Below are 15,422 nucleotides of genomic sequence, written 5' to 3' on the forward strand. Positions count from 1 at the left end.
TTTCAACTCCCCTATCGCCATGCCAGTAACCAGCGATCCAGTCGGCCAAGCAACCACGATACGCACAATCCAAGAACAGAAAGCACCAATACACCGGCAATCAGCTGATCGGTCTGGTAAAGTTGCCCGGCTGAAAGAACCAGCGCCCCGATCCCGTATTGCGCGCCAATCATCTCGGCTGCGATCAGAAGGATAATCGCGATCGAGGATGAAATGCGAAAGCCCGACAGGATGGTCGGCAGTGCACCGGGCAGGATGATCTTGCGGATCACCGACCACATCGGCATGTCAAAGCTTTGCCCCATGCGGATAAGATTACGTTGAACGTTATCAACCCCGCCAAAGGTATTGATCACGGTCGGGAAAAACACACCAAAGGCAATGGTGGCGAATTTGGACGGCTCGCCAATGCCAAACCAGATGATAAACAGCGGCAAAAGCGCGATTTTCGGGATCGGAAACAGGGCCGAAACAAGTGCCACACCGGGCGAGCGTGCCCATGTGAACATGCCAACCATAAATCCGACGATCAAACCCGCCACGGTCCCCATGATCCAGCCGCCGGCAAGACGCTGCAAGGACGCCGCCAAATGACGCCACAAATCACCTGAAACAATCAGTTGCCAAAGCGCCTGGGCCACCGCCACCGGGCTTGGCATTGCAAGTTCGGAAATAAATCCGGTGCTTGATCCCAACTGCCAAAGGGCAATCACCACAAAAAAGCTTGCCCATGCGGCAACCGGGTTGGCCTTGGGGTTAAAGCCCGTGGCACGAAAACGGACCTTGTTGTCGGTATTTTCAGCGGTTTGCATTTCGATATCACGCGACATTTTCAAGCTCCTTGTCCGCCGCAATCGCTTCGTCGCGGATCAGGTTCCAAAGGGCCTGTTCATGGGAAACCAGTTCGGGCATGCCTTCGCGGCGATCCTGGATCGGAATATCGATGCTATGGATTTCCTTGATCGTGCCCGGACGACGACGCAAGGCCACCACCCGATGGGCCAGACGCACCGCCTCGTTCAGGTTATGGGTGACATAAACCGCCGTCATGCCGGTGCGTGCAAACAGATCGGAAAACTCATCAAGCAACAAAATACGGGTCTGGGCATCAAGGGCCGAAAGGGGTTCGTCCATCAGCAACACCGCCGGACGCACCGCAAGGGCGCGCGCAATGCCGACGCGCTGTTTCATGCCGCCTGAAAGCTGCTTTGGATAGGCATACCTGAAATCAGACAAATTGGTTTGCGCCAGAACTTCCTCGATCCGTGCATCGCGTTCGGATTTGGACAGCGGATGGTCTTCAAGCACAAGGCTGATATTGCCCGCGACCGTACGCCAGGGCAGCAATGCAAAATCCTGAAAGACATAGGTCAGCGGGTTAAGACACCCTTCGGGTTTGGCCTGATCATCAATCAGGACGTCGCCGGAACTGGGCGCAAGCATCCCGCCAATGATCGATAAAAGCGTTGATTTGCCACAGCCCGAAGGTCCGATCAGGGCAACGACCTCGCCCGGTTCAATCGCAAGGTTGATGTCGCGCAGGGCTTCGACCTGATCGTAACGATGGCTGACATTTTTGATGGTAAGCCGCATGGCCAACTCTTTGGGTAATGAAACAGGGATGGTGGCAATTTCGGAAAACAGCTTTTCCAAAAGATAACCGGGCCGAACGCATCTGTTTCGGCCCGGTTTGAAATCACATCAGCTTACTGACCAAGCGGGGCGATGAAGCTGGTATCGATGAAGGTATCGGGATTGGCAGCATCCGACACAAAGCCGCGATCCTGATACCATTTGACCTGTGCCTTGACGTCCTCGACATTGAGTTTGCCTTCCTCGGTAATGAACATCGCGCCATTACGGATTTTCGGATAGGCCTTCTCTGCCGGGTCTTCGGCATAAACATATTTGTGCACGATCTCGAGGATTTCGTTGGTGGTATCGCTTTCAATCAGCTTGCCATCCGCATCAGTCGCCAAAAGGCCAGCACGGTAATCGGCCACACCTTTCTGATAGGCGCGCACGAATTTCTCGACCACGTCACGACGTTCTTCAACGTTTTTCGACGACGTGAAAAGACCACCTACCTGATAGGGAACGTAATCCTTTACCCAGCCGATGATATGCGCCGCACCGGCATTGGCCAGCGGCTTGGCGATGTGCGGGACGATGATCATGCTATCGACCTGACCGCTTTTCAGCGCGCCGATCATGTTCGGTACGGACTGAAGCGGCTTAAGCTCCATGGTTTCGATGTCGACACCGGCCTTTTCCGCCACATTGCCGATCATGTAATGGAAGGATGACCCCACCTGCGACAGGGCAAAGCTGTGCCCGCCAAGCTTGTCGACCGAGGTCAGACCCGCTTCATATGCGGCGTTCGAGGCCAGAATGGCCGAACCGTCATAGCCCGGATCTTCATGAAGCTGTGCGCCGATAACCTTAAGCGCGCCCTTGCCCGCAAGGTTAAAGAACCCGCCGGTGAAGGCCGTCACACCAAAATCCGCGTCCCCCGAAGCAATCGCCACCGCAACCGGCTGGGCCGCGCGGAAGAACGTAATTTCTGCATCAAGGCCTTCGTCCGCGAAATAGCCCTTTTCCTTGGCAATAAACAGCGGCGAGCTTGAAACGAAAGTCAGGGCAGCGATGTTGATTTTTTCAGCGGCCTGTGCCGCCCCCTGTCCGAATGACACCGCGCCAAATGCAATCGCGCCAAGGGCGGTTGCCAGCATGGAACGACGGGTGATCGCACCGATCCCCTTCACCAGATCGTAAGAACGCATGTTTCCTCCTGTTGGTCGTCTTTTGGTTTGTTTGCCTCTTCTGATTTTTTGTTAGCCGAATTACCGATAAATTGCCAATGTTTGGCGCAAACAGCGACAAAAAGGGTTGAATTCACCCCATATCAACCCGTTCGTGAAATGATATTTCACAATAAACTAAATCACGCGGCAAATCCCCGGCACCACATTCCATATATGGTTGAGAATGCTGATAAAGTGCCAATTATCCCGCATCGTCCCGCATTGCGTCCGCCCCTATGAGCGCCCGCCTATGCGGGCATGACGGGTTGGGTTATGCCTCTCGCCATTACCCCGCGCCTCTTTGTCACTACTGCACATCTTCGTTATTCCAAATCCCCTTCATCACTCCGCCCCGTTCGTCACCCCCGCGCAGGCGGGGGCCTCGCACCGCAAGTGCCACAGGATATACCAGCACAAAATTGCCAAGCCACGTCAAAGCCACTACAACTGCCAAACCAACCCTCATGACATCATAAGGCAGATCATGTCCGCATCTTCCACGCCCTCCACAAGACCTGCCCCCAATGGCAAAACCGCCATGGTGATTGGTGCGGGTCCGGCTGGCCTGATGGCGGCCGAACGGCTGGCGGGCGAAGGCTACGGCGTGACGATCTATGAAGGCATGCCTAGTGCCGGGCGCAAATTCCTGATGGCGGGGAAATCGGGGCTTAACATCACACATGGCGAGGATCTGGAAACTTTCCTGACCCGCTATGGCACCTCGCAGGCCCGCCTTGAATCGCATTTGCGCAAATTCGGTCCCGATCAAATCCGTGAATGGTGTGCGGGGCTTGGCGTTGAAACCTTTGTCGGGTCATCGGGCCGGGTCTTCCCGACCGTGATGAAGGCAAGCCCGCTTTTGCGGGCCTGGTTGCGACGCCTTGATGGTTTGGGCTGTGTCATCCATTACCGCCATTACTGGACCGGCTGGAATGATGCCGGTCAGGCGGTTTTCAAAACAACCGATGGCGAAATCACGGCACAGGCCGACATCACCATCCTTGCCCTTGGCGGCGGAAGCTGGAAACGATTGGGTTCGGACGGTAAATGGATGGAAATCCTGACCAGGGCGGGCATCAAATGCAATCCGTTCAAACCGGCCAATTGCGGCTTTGATATCAACTGGACGGATCATCTGATCGACAAATGTGCGGGATCCCCCGTCAAGGCCGTCACCCTGACCTGCGGCGACCAGACCGTGCGTGGCGAGTTCGTGATTTCCAAAACCGGGATCGAAGGCAGCGCGGTTTACGCGATCTCGGCAACGCTGCGTGATCAATGGCTTGAAACCGGGGTCGGAACCCTAACGCTCGACCTCTGCCCCGACCGCACGCTTGATGACGTCACAACACGCCTTGCCAAACCACGCGGCAAGAACTCGCTGGGCAATCACCTGCGCAAGACACTTGGCCTTGATGCCACCAAAACCGCACTCATTTTCGAAGTCACCCCGCGCGACATCCAGAACGATCCGGCCAAACTGGCGGCTGCGATCAAGAACCTCACCCTCAAAATCAAAAAGCCCCGCCCAATCGACGAGGCCATCAGCACCGCAGGCGGCGTGGCATGGGAAGAACTCGACGAGAATTTCCAACTCGTCAAACGCCCCGGCACTTACTGCCTTGGGGAAATGGTCGATTGGGAAGCACCTACGGGAGGGTATTTGCTGAGTGGGTGTTTGGCTCCTCGAACGGCTTAGGTTATTTGGCTGTATCAGTAAATTGCTGTTCTTGTGACACAGGACGGGTACTTAGAATAACGTCGCGCGGCTCACAGCCTTTCGGTTTGGCTTCCATGTTAAACCCGTACGACTTGAATGTACCAAGCGTTGCAAAATCAAAACTGCCGCTATCCTGACTGACAGCGTTCACGCGAATCAGTGTCGCAATATCGATTGTCAAACCGGAACTGAATTCAAGATATTCCAGACGATCACAAATGTCGGTCCAGTTTACCAGTCTGATCTGGTCCTCAAAATCATCGAAAGATGCAGAGAAATTCTTTAAATCCTTGATGGCAAACAGCAGATCCAAACCGTCAAAACGAACAATCAAATCACGCGGCGCGATCTCTTTGCCAAACAGGATGCGATCATAACCCGCGTGTTCCCTTACTCGAACCTCTCGCTTCTTAAGGTTACGTTTCGAGCCATCGGAATACAGATCGTAAACAGTATCGGTGCGGCGATTGAACGAGAAATCATTAATCGTGTCACGCCCGTCACCACGGCGAAAAATGTAGGTGTCATTACCGAAACCGCCCTCGAGAAAGTCCTTGCCTTTGCCACCCATTAACCAGTCGTGTCCCCAACTCCCATAAATGCGATCGCTGCCGGGTCCTCCGTCAATCGCGGCCTCACTGGATAAGTCCGTAAGAATAAAATCATCGCCAGAGCCAGAGTTGAATATTTCAACTTCATGGTCTGAAATATTGATGTCGAAATCCGCACTGCCGATATAGATCGCACGATCCATGCCTGCCCCGCCGTTAAAGCGGTCAAACTCGTCAATGACGAGATAGTCATCGCCCGGACCAGCGTCCAGGGTATCCTTACCCTGATCACCCACAAGAAGATCTCCCTCCAGCCCGCCGACGATTTCGTCATCACCGGGCCCGCCATACATCACCGCTTCAAGCTGTGAGCCAGCACGGATGTGATCATTGCCATGCCCACCTTCGACAAATCTGGTCCCTTGGACCCCAAGGTCGACATCCAGGGGATCATCGAGGTTCTTGTCCTTGAGGATCAAGATATTGAATGCACGGTTCGAGCCGAACGTCACATAATCGTCAGACAGGATTGCATGGAAGGTGACAGTGCGTTCGGAAAGCAGCTTGCTCACATTTTCGTCAACGTCGCACCCCGCCAACAATATACTTGCTTGTGCAGCAATCATCCCTGTCGCGAATCTTATCCGCACCATTAAACGTGGTCCCTCTAGCTGATAACAGCTCCCCCAAGGGATTGACGACGATAGGTTTTCATTCTTGTAACGCCGTCACCAACCATACCTTCTCAATCAATACGATCAACTACCCGAACGGTTAGCGATACAGAAAAGCTGACATCATACGTTCACTGTTATTATCGTTTAATGTCGGCTGTAGGGCTGTTGACATCTCTCTGACCAGAAGATCAGAAAACATAGTTGACACAATCAACTACTTTCATATAGTTGATATAGTCAACCAAATAAGCTCGCAGATACAGACGCCTTTCGCCCCCCATTCCCCGGCTTCTGTATCCGCCCCGCACCCCTCGCGTGTCACCGAATTGCGCAATGCTTTGCCGTCCGCTGGAATGTGCCGCCTTGCGCCATTGTTAGTCTGAAAGTGAAATCGCCCCATGAAGATTTCGACCACCATTTACCCGGACGGATTGCCAAGCCCGCGGGCCGGATTTGCCGCCATCGCGGTGTTGCTGACCATCATGATGGCCGTGCTGGATGGCACGATCATGAATGTGGCGCTTCCGATCATTGCGCAGGATCAGGGCGTTTCGCCCGCCCATGCCATCTGGGTTGTCACTGCCTATCAGCTGGCCATTGTTGTTGCCCTGTTACCGCTTGCCGCCCTTGGCGAGGCCATCGGGTTTCGCAAGGTATATCTGAGCGGCATTGCGATCTTCGGGATCGCATCATTGCTGTGTGCCATGGCCCCGAATATCGAAATTCTGACCGCAGCCCGCGTGTTGCAGGGCCTTGGTGCCGCAGCACTGATGAGCATCAATGGTGCGGTCATGCGCCATATCTTCCCGCAGGCCAAACTTGGCCGTGCGATTGGCTGGATCGCCATGACGGTTTCGGTGTCGGCCGCAGGTGGACCGACCATTGCCTCGGCCATTCTGGCGGTCGCAAGCTGGCACTGGCTGTTTTTGATCAATGTGCCGATTTCGGTTCTGGCGATCATTGTCGGCTATTTCGCCCTGCCCTTTAACGCGCCAAGCCGCACCCGGTTTGATTTCATCAGTGCGTTTTTGAATGTCCTGGCCTTTGGCGGATTGATTTCGGCCCTTGGCAATGTGGGCACCGAAAGCAGCCCGGCTTTGATTACTGCGCAATTTGCCATTGCGATCATTGCCGGTGCGTTTCTGGTGCGACGCCAATTGTCCAAGGATCGGCCGATGTTGCCGCTTGATCTTTTGAAGCTGCCGATTTTTGCCTGTTCCATCGGGTCATCGATCTTTGGCTTTTGCGCCCAGATGATTGCGTTTGTCACCCTGCCTTTCTATTTCCATGACGTGCTGGGTTATAGCCCGACCATGACCGGACTTTTGATGACGCCCTGGCCGCTTGCCACCGCAGTTGCCGCCCCCGTTGCCGGACGGCTGGCCGATAAATATTCGCCGATCCGTCTGACCGGGCTTGGCATGATGGTCTTTGCCGTCGGGCTTTCTGCCGTCACCTTTGTTCCGGCAGGTGGAAGCTATGGCGGAATTATTGCTGCCCTTGCGATCTGCGGGATCGGGTTCGGACTGTTTCAGGCCCCAAATAACCGCCTGATGCTGACCAGTGCGCCGCGCGAACGTTCGGGCGGGGCCAGCGGGATGTTGTCAACCGCACGCCTGACCGGGCAATCGGTCGGTGCGGCCCTTGCCGCGATCCTGATCGGCACGGGGACTTCGTTTGACTTTGATACCATCATGATGGTGGCAAGTGGTGCCGCCCTGACATCGGCCCTTATTTGCGAAGGTCGTCGCCATGCCCTTCGCACCGGCAGGATCACAAGCCCGGCGGGCCTGTGAATACAAGAAAGCGAGAGAGATCATGATCGAACAGGATCAGGCACACGTCCCGGGTGAAACCCTGCATCGGCTTGTCCATGCCTATAAACGCAGCCTGATGAATGCGATGGTTGATGCCGATATGCCGATGCCGATTTCGCACAAGCGCGTAATGAAATGGATCGTCCGCATTCCGGGCATCACCGCCCAGCAGATGGCCGAAAAATCAGGTCAGGACAAAGGCCGCATCACACGGCTTTTGCAGGAACTTGTAAATGACGGGCTGATTGAACGCCGCCCGCACCCCATTGATCGACGCAGTCAGACGCTGCATTTGACGACCGCAGGCGAGACCCGCATGGAAGCCTTCCGTGCGGTCGAGCAAGATGTCAGATCCCGCATGACACGCGGCCTTACGCCCCAACAAATCAGGGACTTTGTCGAAATCGCCAACCTGATGGCTGATAACCTCGACCCCTGTGGTTCCTAGGAGACTTCAATGAACAGACCTGCCCCGCGCGATCTTGTCGTGATCGCAAAAACGCAAGTCACCCCCAATATGCTGCGCGTTACCCTTGGCGGTGACGGCATGGCAGGCTTTCCTGAGGATCAGGAAAGTGCCTATGTCAAACTGATCTTCCCGATTGATGGCGATGACAAGGACCGTGTGTTGCGCCGGACCTATACGGTGCGTCATGACCGCATGACCGATCAGGGCCGCGAGATTGATCTTGATTTCGTCATGCATGGCGATGCCGATGACGACCATGATCATGGCGGCCCGGCATCAAACTGGGCGGTAAATTGCAAACCCGGTGATGTAATCACGGTTGGCGGCCCCGGCCCGAAAAAGCTGGTTGATCCGACGGCTGACTGGTTCCTGATTGTTGGCGATATGACGGCCCTGCCCGCTGTTTCGGTCAATCTTGAAACCCTGCATGCAGATGCACGCGGCTATGCCGTGATCGAGGTCCGGTCCGAGGCCGATATTCAGTCGATCCGAAAGCCCGCCAATATGACGATTGAGTGGGTGATCAACCCGCGTCCGGGTGAAAACACCACCGCCCTTGTTGATGTGGTGCGCAAGATTGGCTGGCTTGAAGGCCGGGCATCCGTCTGGGCGGCATGTGAATTCAGTGCTATGAAGGAATTGCGGAGCTATTTCCGCGAGGAACGTGGACTTGGCAAGGATGATCTTTATATTTCAAGCTATTGGAAGCTTGGCATGAATGAAGATACCCACAAGGTCATCAAATCCGAAGACGCCAGCAACGCGGCTTAACCCCGATCACACACCCCGCATATCAATTGCAAAACGCCCCGATCCGCATTGGTTCGGGGCGTTTTTTATTGGCACATCCGAAAACCGTCCGGTGATCACAGGTTGCGATAGCTCAAGGTTTTATGCCCCGACATTTGATAGATTTTAAAACAGATATTGATCAACCTGCCCGAACGGCGCCAATGGGAGCCCGTGAATGCTCAATAGCCTGATGACGCTTTATCGCGAGAATCCCCGTGAAGGCCGCCTGTTTGCCGTCATCGCACTGGGCTTTCTGGCAATCTATTTCATTCCGGCAGGAACAGGACGGTTTGACAATGCCGTGCTTGAAGCCGTCTATCTGACCAACTGGTACGCACGCGAGCATGTCATTTTATGCCTGCTTCCGGCCTTTGTCATTGCCGGTGCCATGGCGATCTATATCAGTCAGGGATCGGTGATGCGCTATCTCGGGCCGGATGCATCACGCCCGGTCGCGCTTGGCGTTGCGTCCGTTTCGGGAACGCTGCTTGCGGTTTGTTCCTGTACGGTCCTGCCGCTTTTCGGGGGCATTTACAAACGTGGTGCCGGACTTGGCCCGGCCATCGCGTTTTTATATTCCGGTCCGGCAATCAATGTGATTGCAATCGTCGTGACATCCAAGGTTCTGGGGGCAGAAATCGGCATTGCGCGCGGGATCGGTGCCATCGCCTTTGCGATTGTCATTGGCCTGATCATGCATCTGATCTATCGCCGCGAGGAAGGCGAACGCGCCCTGAAATCCAGACGCGGTTTTGGTGCAGATGACGAAGGCAAGCCGCTTTCGATCACCATCGCGTTTTTCGGCCTGATGATCGGTATTCTGGTGTTTGCCAACTGGGCGTCGGTTCCTGACAGTCCGGGCTGGATGGCGGTCTATCAGGTTAAATGGGTCATCACGGCCTTGCTTGCGGCCGGTTTTGCCGGGCTTTTGATCTGGCAATGGAACTGGCCGCCCAAACAGGTTCTTGTCCTTGCAGCCCTTCTTGTCGCGATTGCGCTTTTGTTTCCGCACTATCCGCAACTGACCTTTGGCGTCGGCATTATCGGCCTGATGATGGTGGCGCTTTCGCGTGATCAGGATCGTGAATGGGTGACGCAAAGCTGGGATTTCACCAAACAGATTTTGCCGCTTCTGGTGATCGGTGTCTTTATCGCAGGATTGCTGCTTGGCCGACCGGGCCACGAGGGACTTGTCCCCGAACAATGGGTGCAGGCCGCCGTGGGGGATAATTCCCTGACCTCGACCGCACTTGCATCGGTTCTGGGGGCCTTCATGTATTTCTCGACCCTGACGGAAGTTCCGATTGTCGAGGCCCTGATGGGGGCTGGCATGGGCAAAGGCCCGGCATTGGCGCTTTTGCTGGCGGGGCCTGCCCTGTCCCTGCCCAATATGCTGGTGATCAGAACCGTAATCGGCACGCAGAAGACACTGGTTTACTGCGCGCTTGTCGTCGTCATGGCCACCGTTTCAGGCTTTATCTATGGCAATTTCCAATAGTCTCGCTCAACAGGAGTGCTCAGATGAAAATCAGTATTTACGGCAGCGGATGCGCAAAATGTCAGGCCTTGGCCAAAAACGCCGAAGCCGCTGCACAGGCCCTTGACCTTGAATATGAGATCGAAAAAGTCACCGACGTGAACCGGATCATTGATGCCGGGATCATGCGCACCCCGGCCCTGATGATTGATGATGACATTCTGGTCGAAGGCAAGGTCCCGACCCCAGATGAAATCCGCCAGATGCTGTCGTGATATAAAAAAACGCCCCGACCAAAATGGCGCGGGGCGTTTTCATGTCTGAACGGCTTTGCCGATCACGGTGCCGGCGGCAGGTCTTCTTCAAGGATGACAATATTCAGCGAATAGCTGACTTCGCCTTCATCCTCGTCACGATGCAGAACGCCAACGAACTCGTCACCAACGCGCATCTCGATCGGATGACCTTTTTTCTTCGGTGCATCAATCGCGATCTGGTTATTGTCAAAGGTACGGCGCAGATAATCGGTAACGCGCGCGATTTCGGTCGGTGTCATAGGACTTGCCCCTTGTTCTTTCCAATCGGCTTTTAACTGTCAGGCCACAGGATATCGCATCGACGCTTTGGCGTCTGCCCTCTTTCCTCGGCCCGGACGTAAAACTGGTGCACTGTCCTTTCACAAACTGCCCCTGAAAATCAAGCCCGCAACGACCAAAATTGATCAAAAAACGCCGTTTTGATCAATTTTCACCAGATCACATTCATCTGCCCGACTTTGCACGCATAAGCAGTTGCATTCGCCGCATGCACCGTTTAATCCGGATATATGCCCAATCATGACCAAACCACCGAAATCAAATCTTCTGCTGACAGTGTAACAGACGGGTCCGCTCGCCCGATTTTATACAGCTTCCGTCGCTGTCCCTATGCCATGCGCGCACGTATTGCGCTTCTGGCAGCCGATATTGATGTGGAACTGCGCGAAGTTGTCTTGCGCGACAAACCGCAAAGCATGATTGATGCATCGCCAAAGGCCACCGTTCCGGTCCTGATCCTGCCCGATGGCACGGTGATTGATGAAAGCCTTGAAATCATGGTCTGGGCACTGGCCGAGAATGACCCGCATGACTGGCTTAATCCCGAAAGCGGCACACTTGATGATATGCTGGCCCTGATTTCGCAAAATGACGGCCCGTTCAAATATCATCTTGATCGCTATAAATATTTCAACCGCTACGAGGATGCTGATCCGGCCGAACATCGCCGGGATGCGGAAAAGATCCTTAACCGGCTTGATGGCCGTTTGGCGGTTGGCAAATATCTGTTCGGGTCGCGCCCGGCACTGGCTGATTTTGCCATTGCGCCCTTTATCCGCCAGTTTGCCAATACCGACCTTGAAGCATTTGACGCCATGCCGTTTGTCCATCTGCAACGCTGGCTGAATGACTTCCTGAAATCATCTTTCTTTGAGTGCGCCATGATCAAGTATGACCAGTGGCACGAAGGCGACACCCCGATCATTTTCAAGGCGGCGTGACGAGATAACTTTCCGGTTTTCCCGCCGCCTGCCCTAAGCCGCTGACATATCGATATCGAGTGTCAGGATCAGCGAACTCAGGCATTTTCCGTGCGGATCAAGGGCCAGCGAACGGGTAACACCACCGGCCAGCGCATCATGCATGACGAAATTGAGGGCCGATATCTGCGGCAGTTCGTAACGTTCGACCGGGCCGGTGATCATGGCACCAAAATGGGCACGCACCCGTTCTGCCGTCACCTGCCGGACCAGAACATCCCAGTCCTTTGGGTCAAAGGCGATAACGGACACGTTGGAAATATTGCCTTTGTCGCCAGTTCGGGAATGCGCAATGTCACGTAACAACATCATCAGGCCTCCATCATTTCGAAACGTGTCTGCACCTGATGTTCGGGCAGCAGCCCCGACACGATTGCGACGATTTCGCGTGCGGTTTTGGTAACACCCCCACCACCAGCGGGACCATTCAGATACAGGCTTTCGACTTCCTCGCCGATACGGGCTGCACTCGCAAGGTCATCTGTCCGCACAACAAAGCGCAGGCGAACCTCGTTTGGCGGTGCCCCTGCCATGTCGGCCTTGGTCACAATCGAATTAACCCCGATCAGTTCGCCCCGCTTTTCCTCATAGTCAATTCCGGCCAAAGCCAGGCGTTGATCCAGGATATCGAGTGCAAGCTGCCCGCGTGCCACAGCACCCGGACCTGCATATGAAATCTGACCTTCGCCAATACAGGAATCGATATAACCGATCGAGACTTTCAGGCTTCCTGTTCTGGGCGAACCATCACCACCGGATATGGCGACCCGATCCGGCCCGATTTCTTCGATACGGACACCCGAGAAATCGGCAACCACGTCAGGCTGAATGTATTTTTTCGGATCATGCACTTCGTAAAGCAGTTGTTCCTTGCAGGTCGCAGCCGTCACACAGCCGCCCGAACCTTCAAGCTTGGTAATCACCGCGTTTCCATCGGCACTGACTTCGGCAATCGGAAAGCCCAGACGGGCAAGATCGGGGACATCCTTAAGACCGGGATCAGCAAAATAGCCGCCCGTGATCTGCCCCCCACATTCGAGAAGATGACCAACCAGCGTTCCCCGGCCAAGCAGGGTCCAGTCATCCATTTTCCAGTCAAATTCAAAGATTTGTGGTGCCAGGAACATTGCCGGATCGGCAGCCCGGCCGGTCAGGATCACATCCGCCCCCGCCGCAAGTGCATCAACAATCCCGCCTGCACCAAGATAGGCATTCGCCGATACAACCTGCTTTTTGAAATCACGTAACGTAGCGGCTGTTTCGGTAATGTGGAATTCGTCGGGCGACAGGATATCAAGCACGTCATCACCCAGAACCGCCGCCACCCTTAATCCGGTCAAGCCAAGCTCACGGGCAATCGCCACTGTATGTCTGGCGGCGGCAACCGGGTTGGCTGCCCCCATATTGGAGATGACCCGAATGGATTTTTCATGGCACACAGGAAGCACGGCACGCATACGCCGTTCAAGCAACGGATCAAACCCGGCATCCGGATCACGCATCTTTGCCTGCTGGGCAAGGGCGATGGTGCGTTCAGCCAGACATTCAAAAACCAGATAATCAATGTCGCCGTGTTGGGCCAGATCGACCGCCGGTTCCACCCGGTCGCCAGAAAACCCGGCACCAGTCCCAATGCGGATGGTTTTCATTGCCCGACCTCCTGCATGGCGCGGCGGGCGCTCCGCCCGAAGAACAGGCACGCCCCAAGCAATCCCGCAGCAATCAACGGGGTCAGCATTGCAGGCCACAGCGCAATGGCAATCACAATCAGTAACAAGCCCCGATCCACCCACAGGCGCCCCCAAAGCGGCTGCCCGCCCAGCAATGCCGGTATGGCAACGACCAGAACAAGCCCCGACAGAACCGCATTGATCACGGCCAGCGTTCCGCCACTACCAATCATGCCGGGATAAAGCAGCAACATGAACGGCACGACATAGGTCAGCGCCCCGAGACGCACGGCTTCAAATGCGGCTGGCAGCCAGTTGGTCTGCGCGATACCTGCGCCGACAAATACCGCCACACATACCGGTGGCGTGATCACCGAAATGGTCGCGAAGTAGAAAACAAACAGATGTGCGGTCAGCGGGTCAATTCCGACCGCCGTCATTGCCGGGGCCAGAACAGCCGCAACCAGCACATAGGCCGCTGTGGTCGGCAAACCCATGCCCATGATCAGGCACACCAGACCAACAATCACCGCCACCAGAACGGTTGAGTCACCGGCAATTGCGACAATCATCGAACTGAGCGTCACACCAATGCCGGTCATATTGATCATGGAAACAAGGATTTGCGCCCCGGCAAGCAGGACACCAATAATCACCATCCCCTTGCCGGCATCGGTGACCCCGTCCAGAACGCGCACACACATTTCGCGCATGGAAAGCCGCCCGACAGAGGTCGCAATGAACGCAACCAGCAGACCGGCCATGCCGTAAAAGGCCGAAGTCGCAACCGACCGCCCCATGAAAATGCCAATGGCAAGACAGCCAAGGGCGGCCACAATCGGCAAGACCTTGCGCAGTGCGAGAATTTCCGACCATGCCGGAAGTTCATCTTCTGGCACAAGGCTAAGATTACGGCGGGTCGCAACGATATGGACCGTCACAAAAACCGAAAGGTAAAACAGGACAGCCGGAATAATCGCAGCCACCATGACATCGACATAGGCAATGCCAAGGATCTCGGCCATGACAAAGGCGGCTGCCCCCATGATGGGCGGGGCGATCTGCCCACCGGTTGAAGCCACGGCTTCAACGGCGGCGGCAAGTGGCGCCGGATAACCAAGACGGCGCATCATCGGAATGGTGAAATTTCCCGTGGTTGCAACATTGGCAACGGCCGAGCCGGAAATCATGCCAAACAGGCCACTGGAAATGATGGCGATTTTTGCTGCACCACCTCTTTGCCGTCCGCCCAGCCGCATGGCCAGATCCATAAAGCTCTGCCCCCCGCCGGTATGGAGCAGCAAGGCACCGAACAGGACAAAGGCAGCAATCACGGTTGCCGCAACTCCGGTCAGCATCCCCCATATCCCCAGATCGCCGAGGAAAATGGTTTCTGTGACAAATTCAAGGTCAAAGCCACGATGCCCCATGCTGCCGGGAATGTATTTTCCAAGCAGCGCATACATCAATCCGGCAATCACCAGTACCGGGAAGATCAGGCCGACGGCACGACGACCTACTTCAAGAACCGTGACGACAAGGCCAAGTGTCAACACCATATCAAGCCGGGTCGCCCATGGCAGGGTCGTCATGATCTCGTCGTAGTTCACAACAATATAGGAACAGGCTGTGACTGTTACCGCAGCCAAAACCAGATCTATAACCAAGCCTGCCTTCCGCCAGGGCGTGCCCTGCCCCAGCGGAAAAAGGCTCAGACCAAGACAGGTAACCAGCGCAAGAAAAACCGCCCTTTGGATCAGACTTTCAAACGGACCTGTTGCGGCCGTGTAGAATACGAAGATGCCGACGAGCAACGCAAACCCGTCCCGGAGACGTCCAGACATGGCGGTTTTCCCTTTGTATCAAGGC

General features: G+C 55.3%; 15 protein-coding genes. 7 read left to right on the top strand and 8 right to left on the bottom strand.

Going from position 1 to position 15,422, the window contains the following annotated elements; genetic code table 11:
* Nucleotides 1-11: 11 nt before the first annotated feature.
* The 3 genes from ACTU44_RS14595 to ACTU44_RS14605 form a co-directional block, all read right to left on the bottom strand.
* Nucleotides 12-830: an ABC transporter permease gene (locus ACTU44_RS14595; protein ID WP_181850168.1), complete on the bottom strand. Its 819-nt coding sequence runs from the start codon at nucleotides 828-830 to the stop codon at nucleotides 12-14.
* Nucleotides 820-1,593: an ABC transporter ATP-binding protein gene (locus ACTU44_RS14600; RefSeq protein WP_462095754.1), complete on the bottom strand. Its 774-nt coding sequence runs from the start codon at nucleotides 1,591-1,593 to the stop codon at nucleotides 820-822. The genes ACTU44_RS14595 and ACTU44_RS14600 overlap by 11 nt, the downstream gene beginning before the upstream one ends.
* Nucleotides 1,594-1,706: 113 nt before the next feature.
* Nucleotides 1,707-2,783, bottom strand: a complete 1,077-nt coding sequence (locus ACTU44_RS14605) for an ABC transporter substrate-binding protein (RefSeq protein ID WP_462095755.1) — start codon at nucleotides 2,781-2,783, stop codon at nucleotides 1,707-1,709.
* A 505-nt stretch (nucleotides 2,784-3,288) separates the two neighbouring features.
* Here ACTU44_RS14605 and ACTU44_RS14610 point away from each other — a divergent pair.
* Nucleotides 3,289-4,503: a TIGR03862 family flavoprotein gene (locus tag ACTU44_RS14610; RefSeq protein ID WP_462095756.1), complete on the top strand. Its 1,215-nt coding sequence runs from the start codon at nucleotides 3,289-3,291 to the stop codon at nucleotides 4,501-4,503.
* A gap of 1 nt (nucleotide 4,504) precedes the next feature.
* On the opposite strand, the gene ACTU44_RS14615 is transcribed toward ACTU44_RS14610, so the two are convergent.
* Entirely contained in the window at nucleotides 4,505-5,647 is a 1,143-nt protein-coding gene (locus ACTU44_RS14615; protein WP_462095757.1) for a calcium-binding protein, read from the bottom strand.
* A gap of 503 nt (nucleotides 5,648-6,150) precedes the next feature.
* Between ACTU44_RS14615 and ACTU44_RS14620 the strand changes: the two genes are divergently transcribed.
* The 5 genes from ACTU44_RS14620 (at nucleotide 6,151) to ACTU44_RS14640 (ending at nucleotide 10,582) form a co-directional block, all read left to right on the top strand.
* The gene (locus ACTU44_RS14620) at nucleotides 6,151-7,548 is read left to right on the top strand and encodes an MFS transporter (RefSeq protein ID WP_462095758.1); all 1,398 of its coding nucleotides are present in this window, start codon (nucleotides 6,151-6,153) and stop codon (nucleotides 7,546-7,548) included.
* Nucleotides 7,549-7,570: 22 nt separating this feature from the next.
* Complete coding sequence (locus tag ACTU44_RS14625; RefSeq protein ID WP_114097258.1) at nucleotides 7,571-8,017, top strand: MarR family winged helix-turn-helix transcriptional regulator; 447 nt, start codon at nucleotides 7,571-7,573, stop codon at nucleotides 8,015-8,017.
* Nucleotides 8,018-8,026: 9 nt separating this feature from the next.
* Nucleotides 8,027-8,809 (top strand): siderophore-interacting protein, encoded by a 783-nt coding sequence (locus ACTU44_RS14630; protein WP_462095759.1) that lies wholly within the window; start codon nucleotides 8,027-8,029, stop codon nucleotides 8,807-8,809.
* 196 nt (nucleotides 8,810-9,005) lie between these two features.
* Nucleotides 9,006-10,328: a permease gene (locus tag ACTU44_RS14635; protein ID WP_462095760.1), complete on the top strand. Its 1,323-nt coding sequence runs from the start codon at nucleotides 9,006-9,008 to the stop codon at nucleotides 10,326-10,328.
* Nucleotides 10,329-10,351: 23 nt separating this feature from the next.
* Nucleotides 10,352-10,582 carry a thioredoxin family protein gene (locus tag ACTU44_RS14640; RefSeq protein ID WP_462095761.1) on the top strand — a complete coding sequence of 77 codons (231 nt, stop codon included), beginning with the start codon at nucleotides 10,352-10,354 and terminating at the stop codon, nucleotides 10,580-10,582.
* A gap of 62 nt (nucleotides 10,583-10,644) precedes the next feature.
* Here ACTU44_RS14640 and ACTU44_RS14645 read toward each other — a convergent pair whose 3' ends face one another.
* The gene (locus tag ACTU44_RS14645; RefSeq protein WP_114097254.1) at nucleotides 10,645-10,863 is read right to left on the bottom strand and encodes a DUF3126 family protein; all 219 of its coding nucleotides are present in this window, start codon (nucleotides 10,861-10,863) and stop codon (nucleotides 10,645-10,647) included.
* A gap of 270 nt (nucleotides 10,864-11,133) precedes the next feature.
* On the opposite strand from ACTU44_RS14645, the gene ACTU44_RS14650 reads away from it, so the two are divergent.
* Nucleotides 11,134-11,844, top strand: coding sequence for a glutathione S-transferase (locus ACTU44_RS14650; protein WP_462095762.1), 711 nt, complete (start codon nucleotides 11,134-11,136; stop codon nucleotides 11,842-11,844).
* Nucleotides 11,845-11,877: 33 nt separating this feature from the next.
* Here ACTU44_RS14650 and ACTU44_RS14655 read toward each other — a convergent pair whose 3' ends face one another.
* From ACTU44_RS14655 to ACTU44_RS14665, 3 genes are read right to left on the bottom strand one after another with little or no spacing between them, the layout of a single operon-like run.
* Nucleotides 11,878-12,195, bottom strand: coding sequence for an AtuA-related protein (locus ACTU44_RS14655; protein WP_462095763.1), 318 nt, complete (start codon nucleotides 12,193-12,195; stop codon nucleotides 11,878-11,880).
* Complete coding sequence (locus tag ACTU44_RS14660; protein WP_462095764.1) at nucleotides 12,195-13,532, bottom strand: acyclic terpene utilization AtuA family protein; 1,338 nt, start codon at nucleotides 13,530-13,532, stop codon at nucleotides 12,195-12,197. The genes ACTU44_RS14655 and ACTU44_RS14660 overlap by 1 nt, the downstream gene beginning before the upstream one ends.
* On the bottom strand, nucleotides 13,529-15,397 hold the full coding sequence (locus ACTU44_RS14665) for a TRAP transporter permease (protein ID WP_114097251.1): 1,869 nt from the start codon (nucleotides 15,395-15,397) through the stop codon (nucleotides 13,529-13,531). The genes ACTU44_RS14660 and ACTU44_RS14665 overlap by 4 nt, the downstream gene beginning before the upstream one ends.
* Between the last annotated feature and the right edge of the window lie 25 nt (nucleotides 15,398-15,422).

The sequence above is a fragment of the Thalassospira sp. SM2505 genome, from assembly GCF_054901115.1.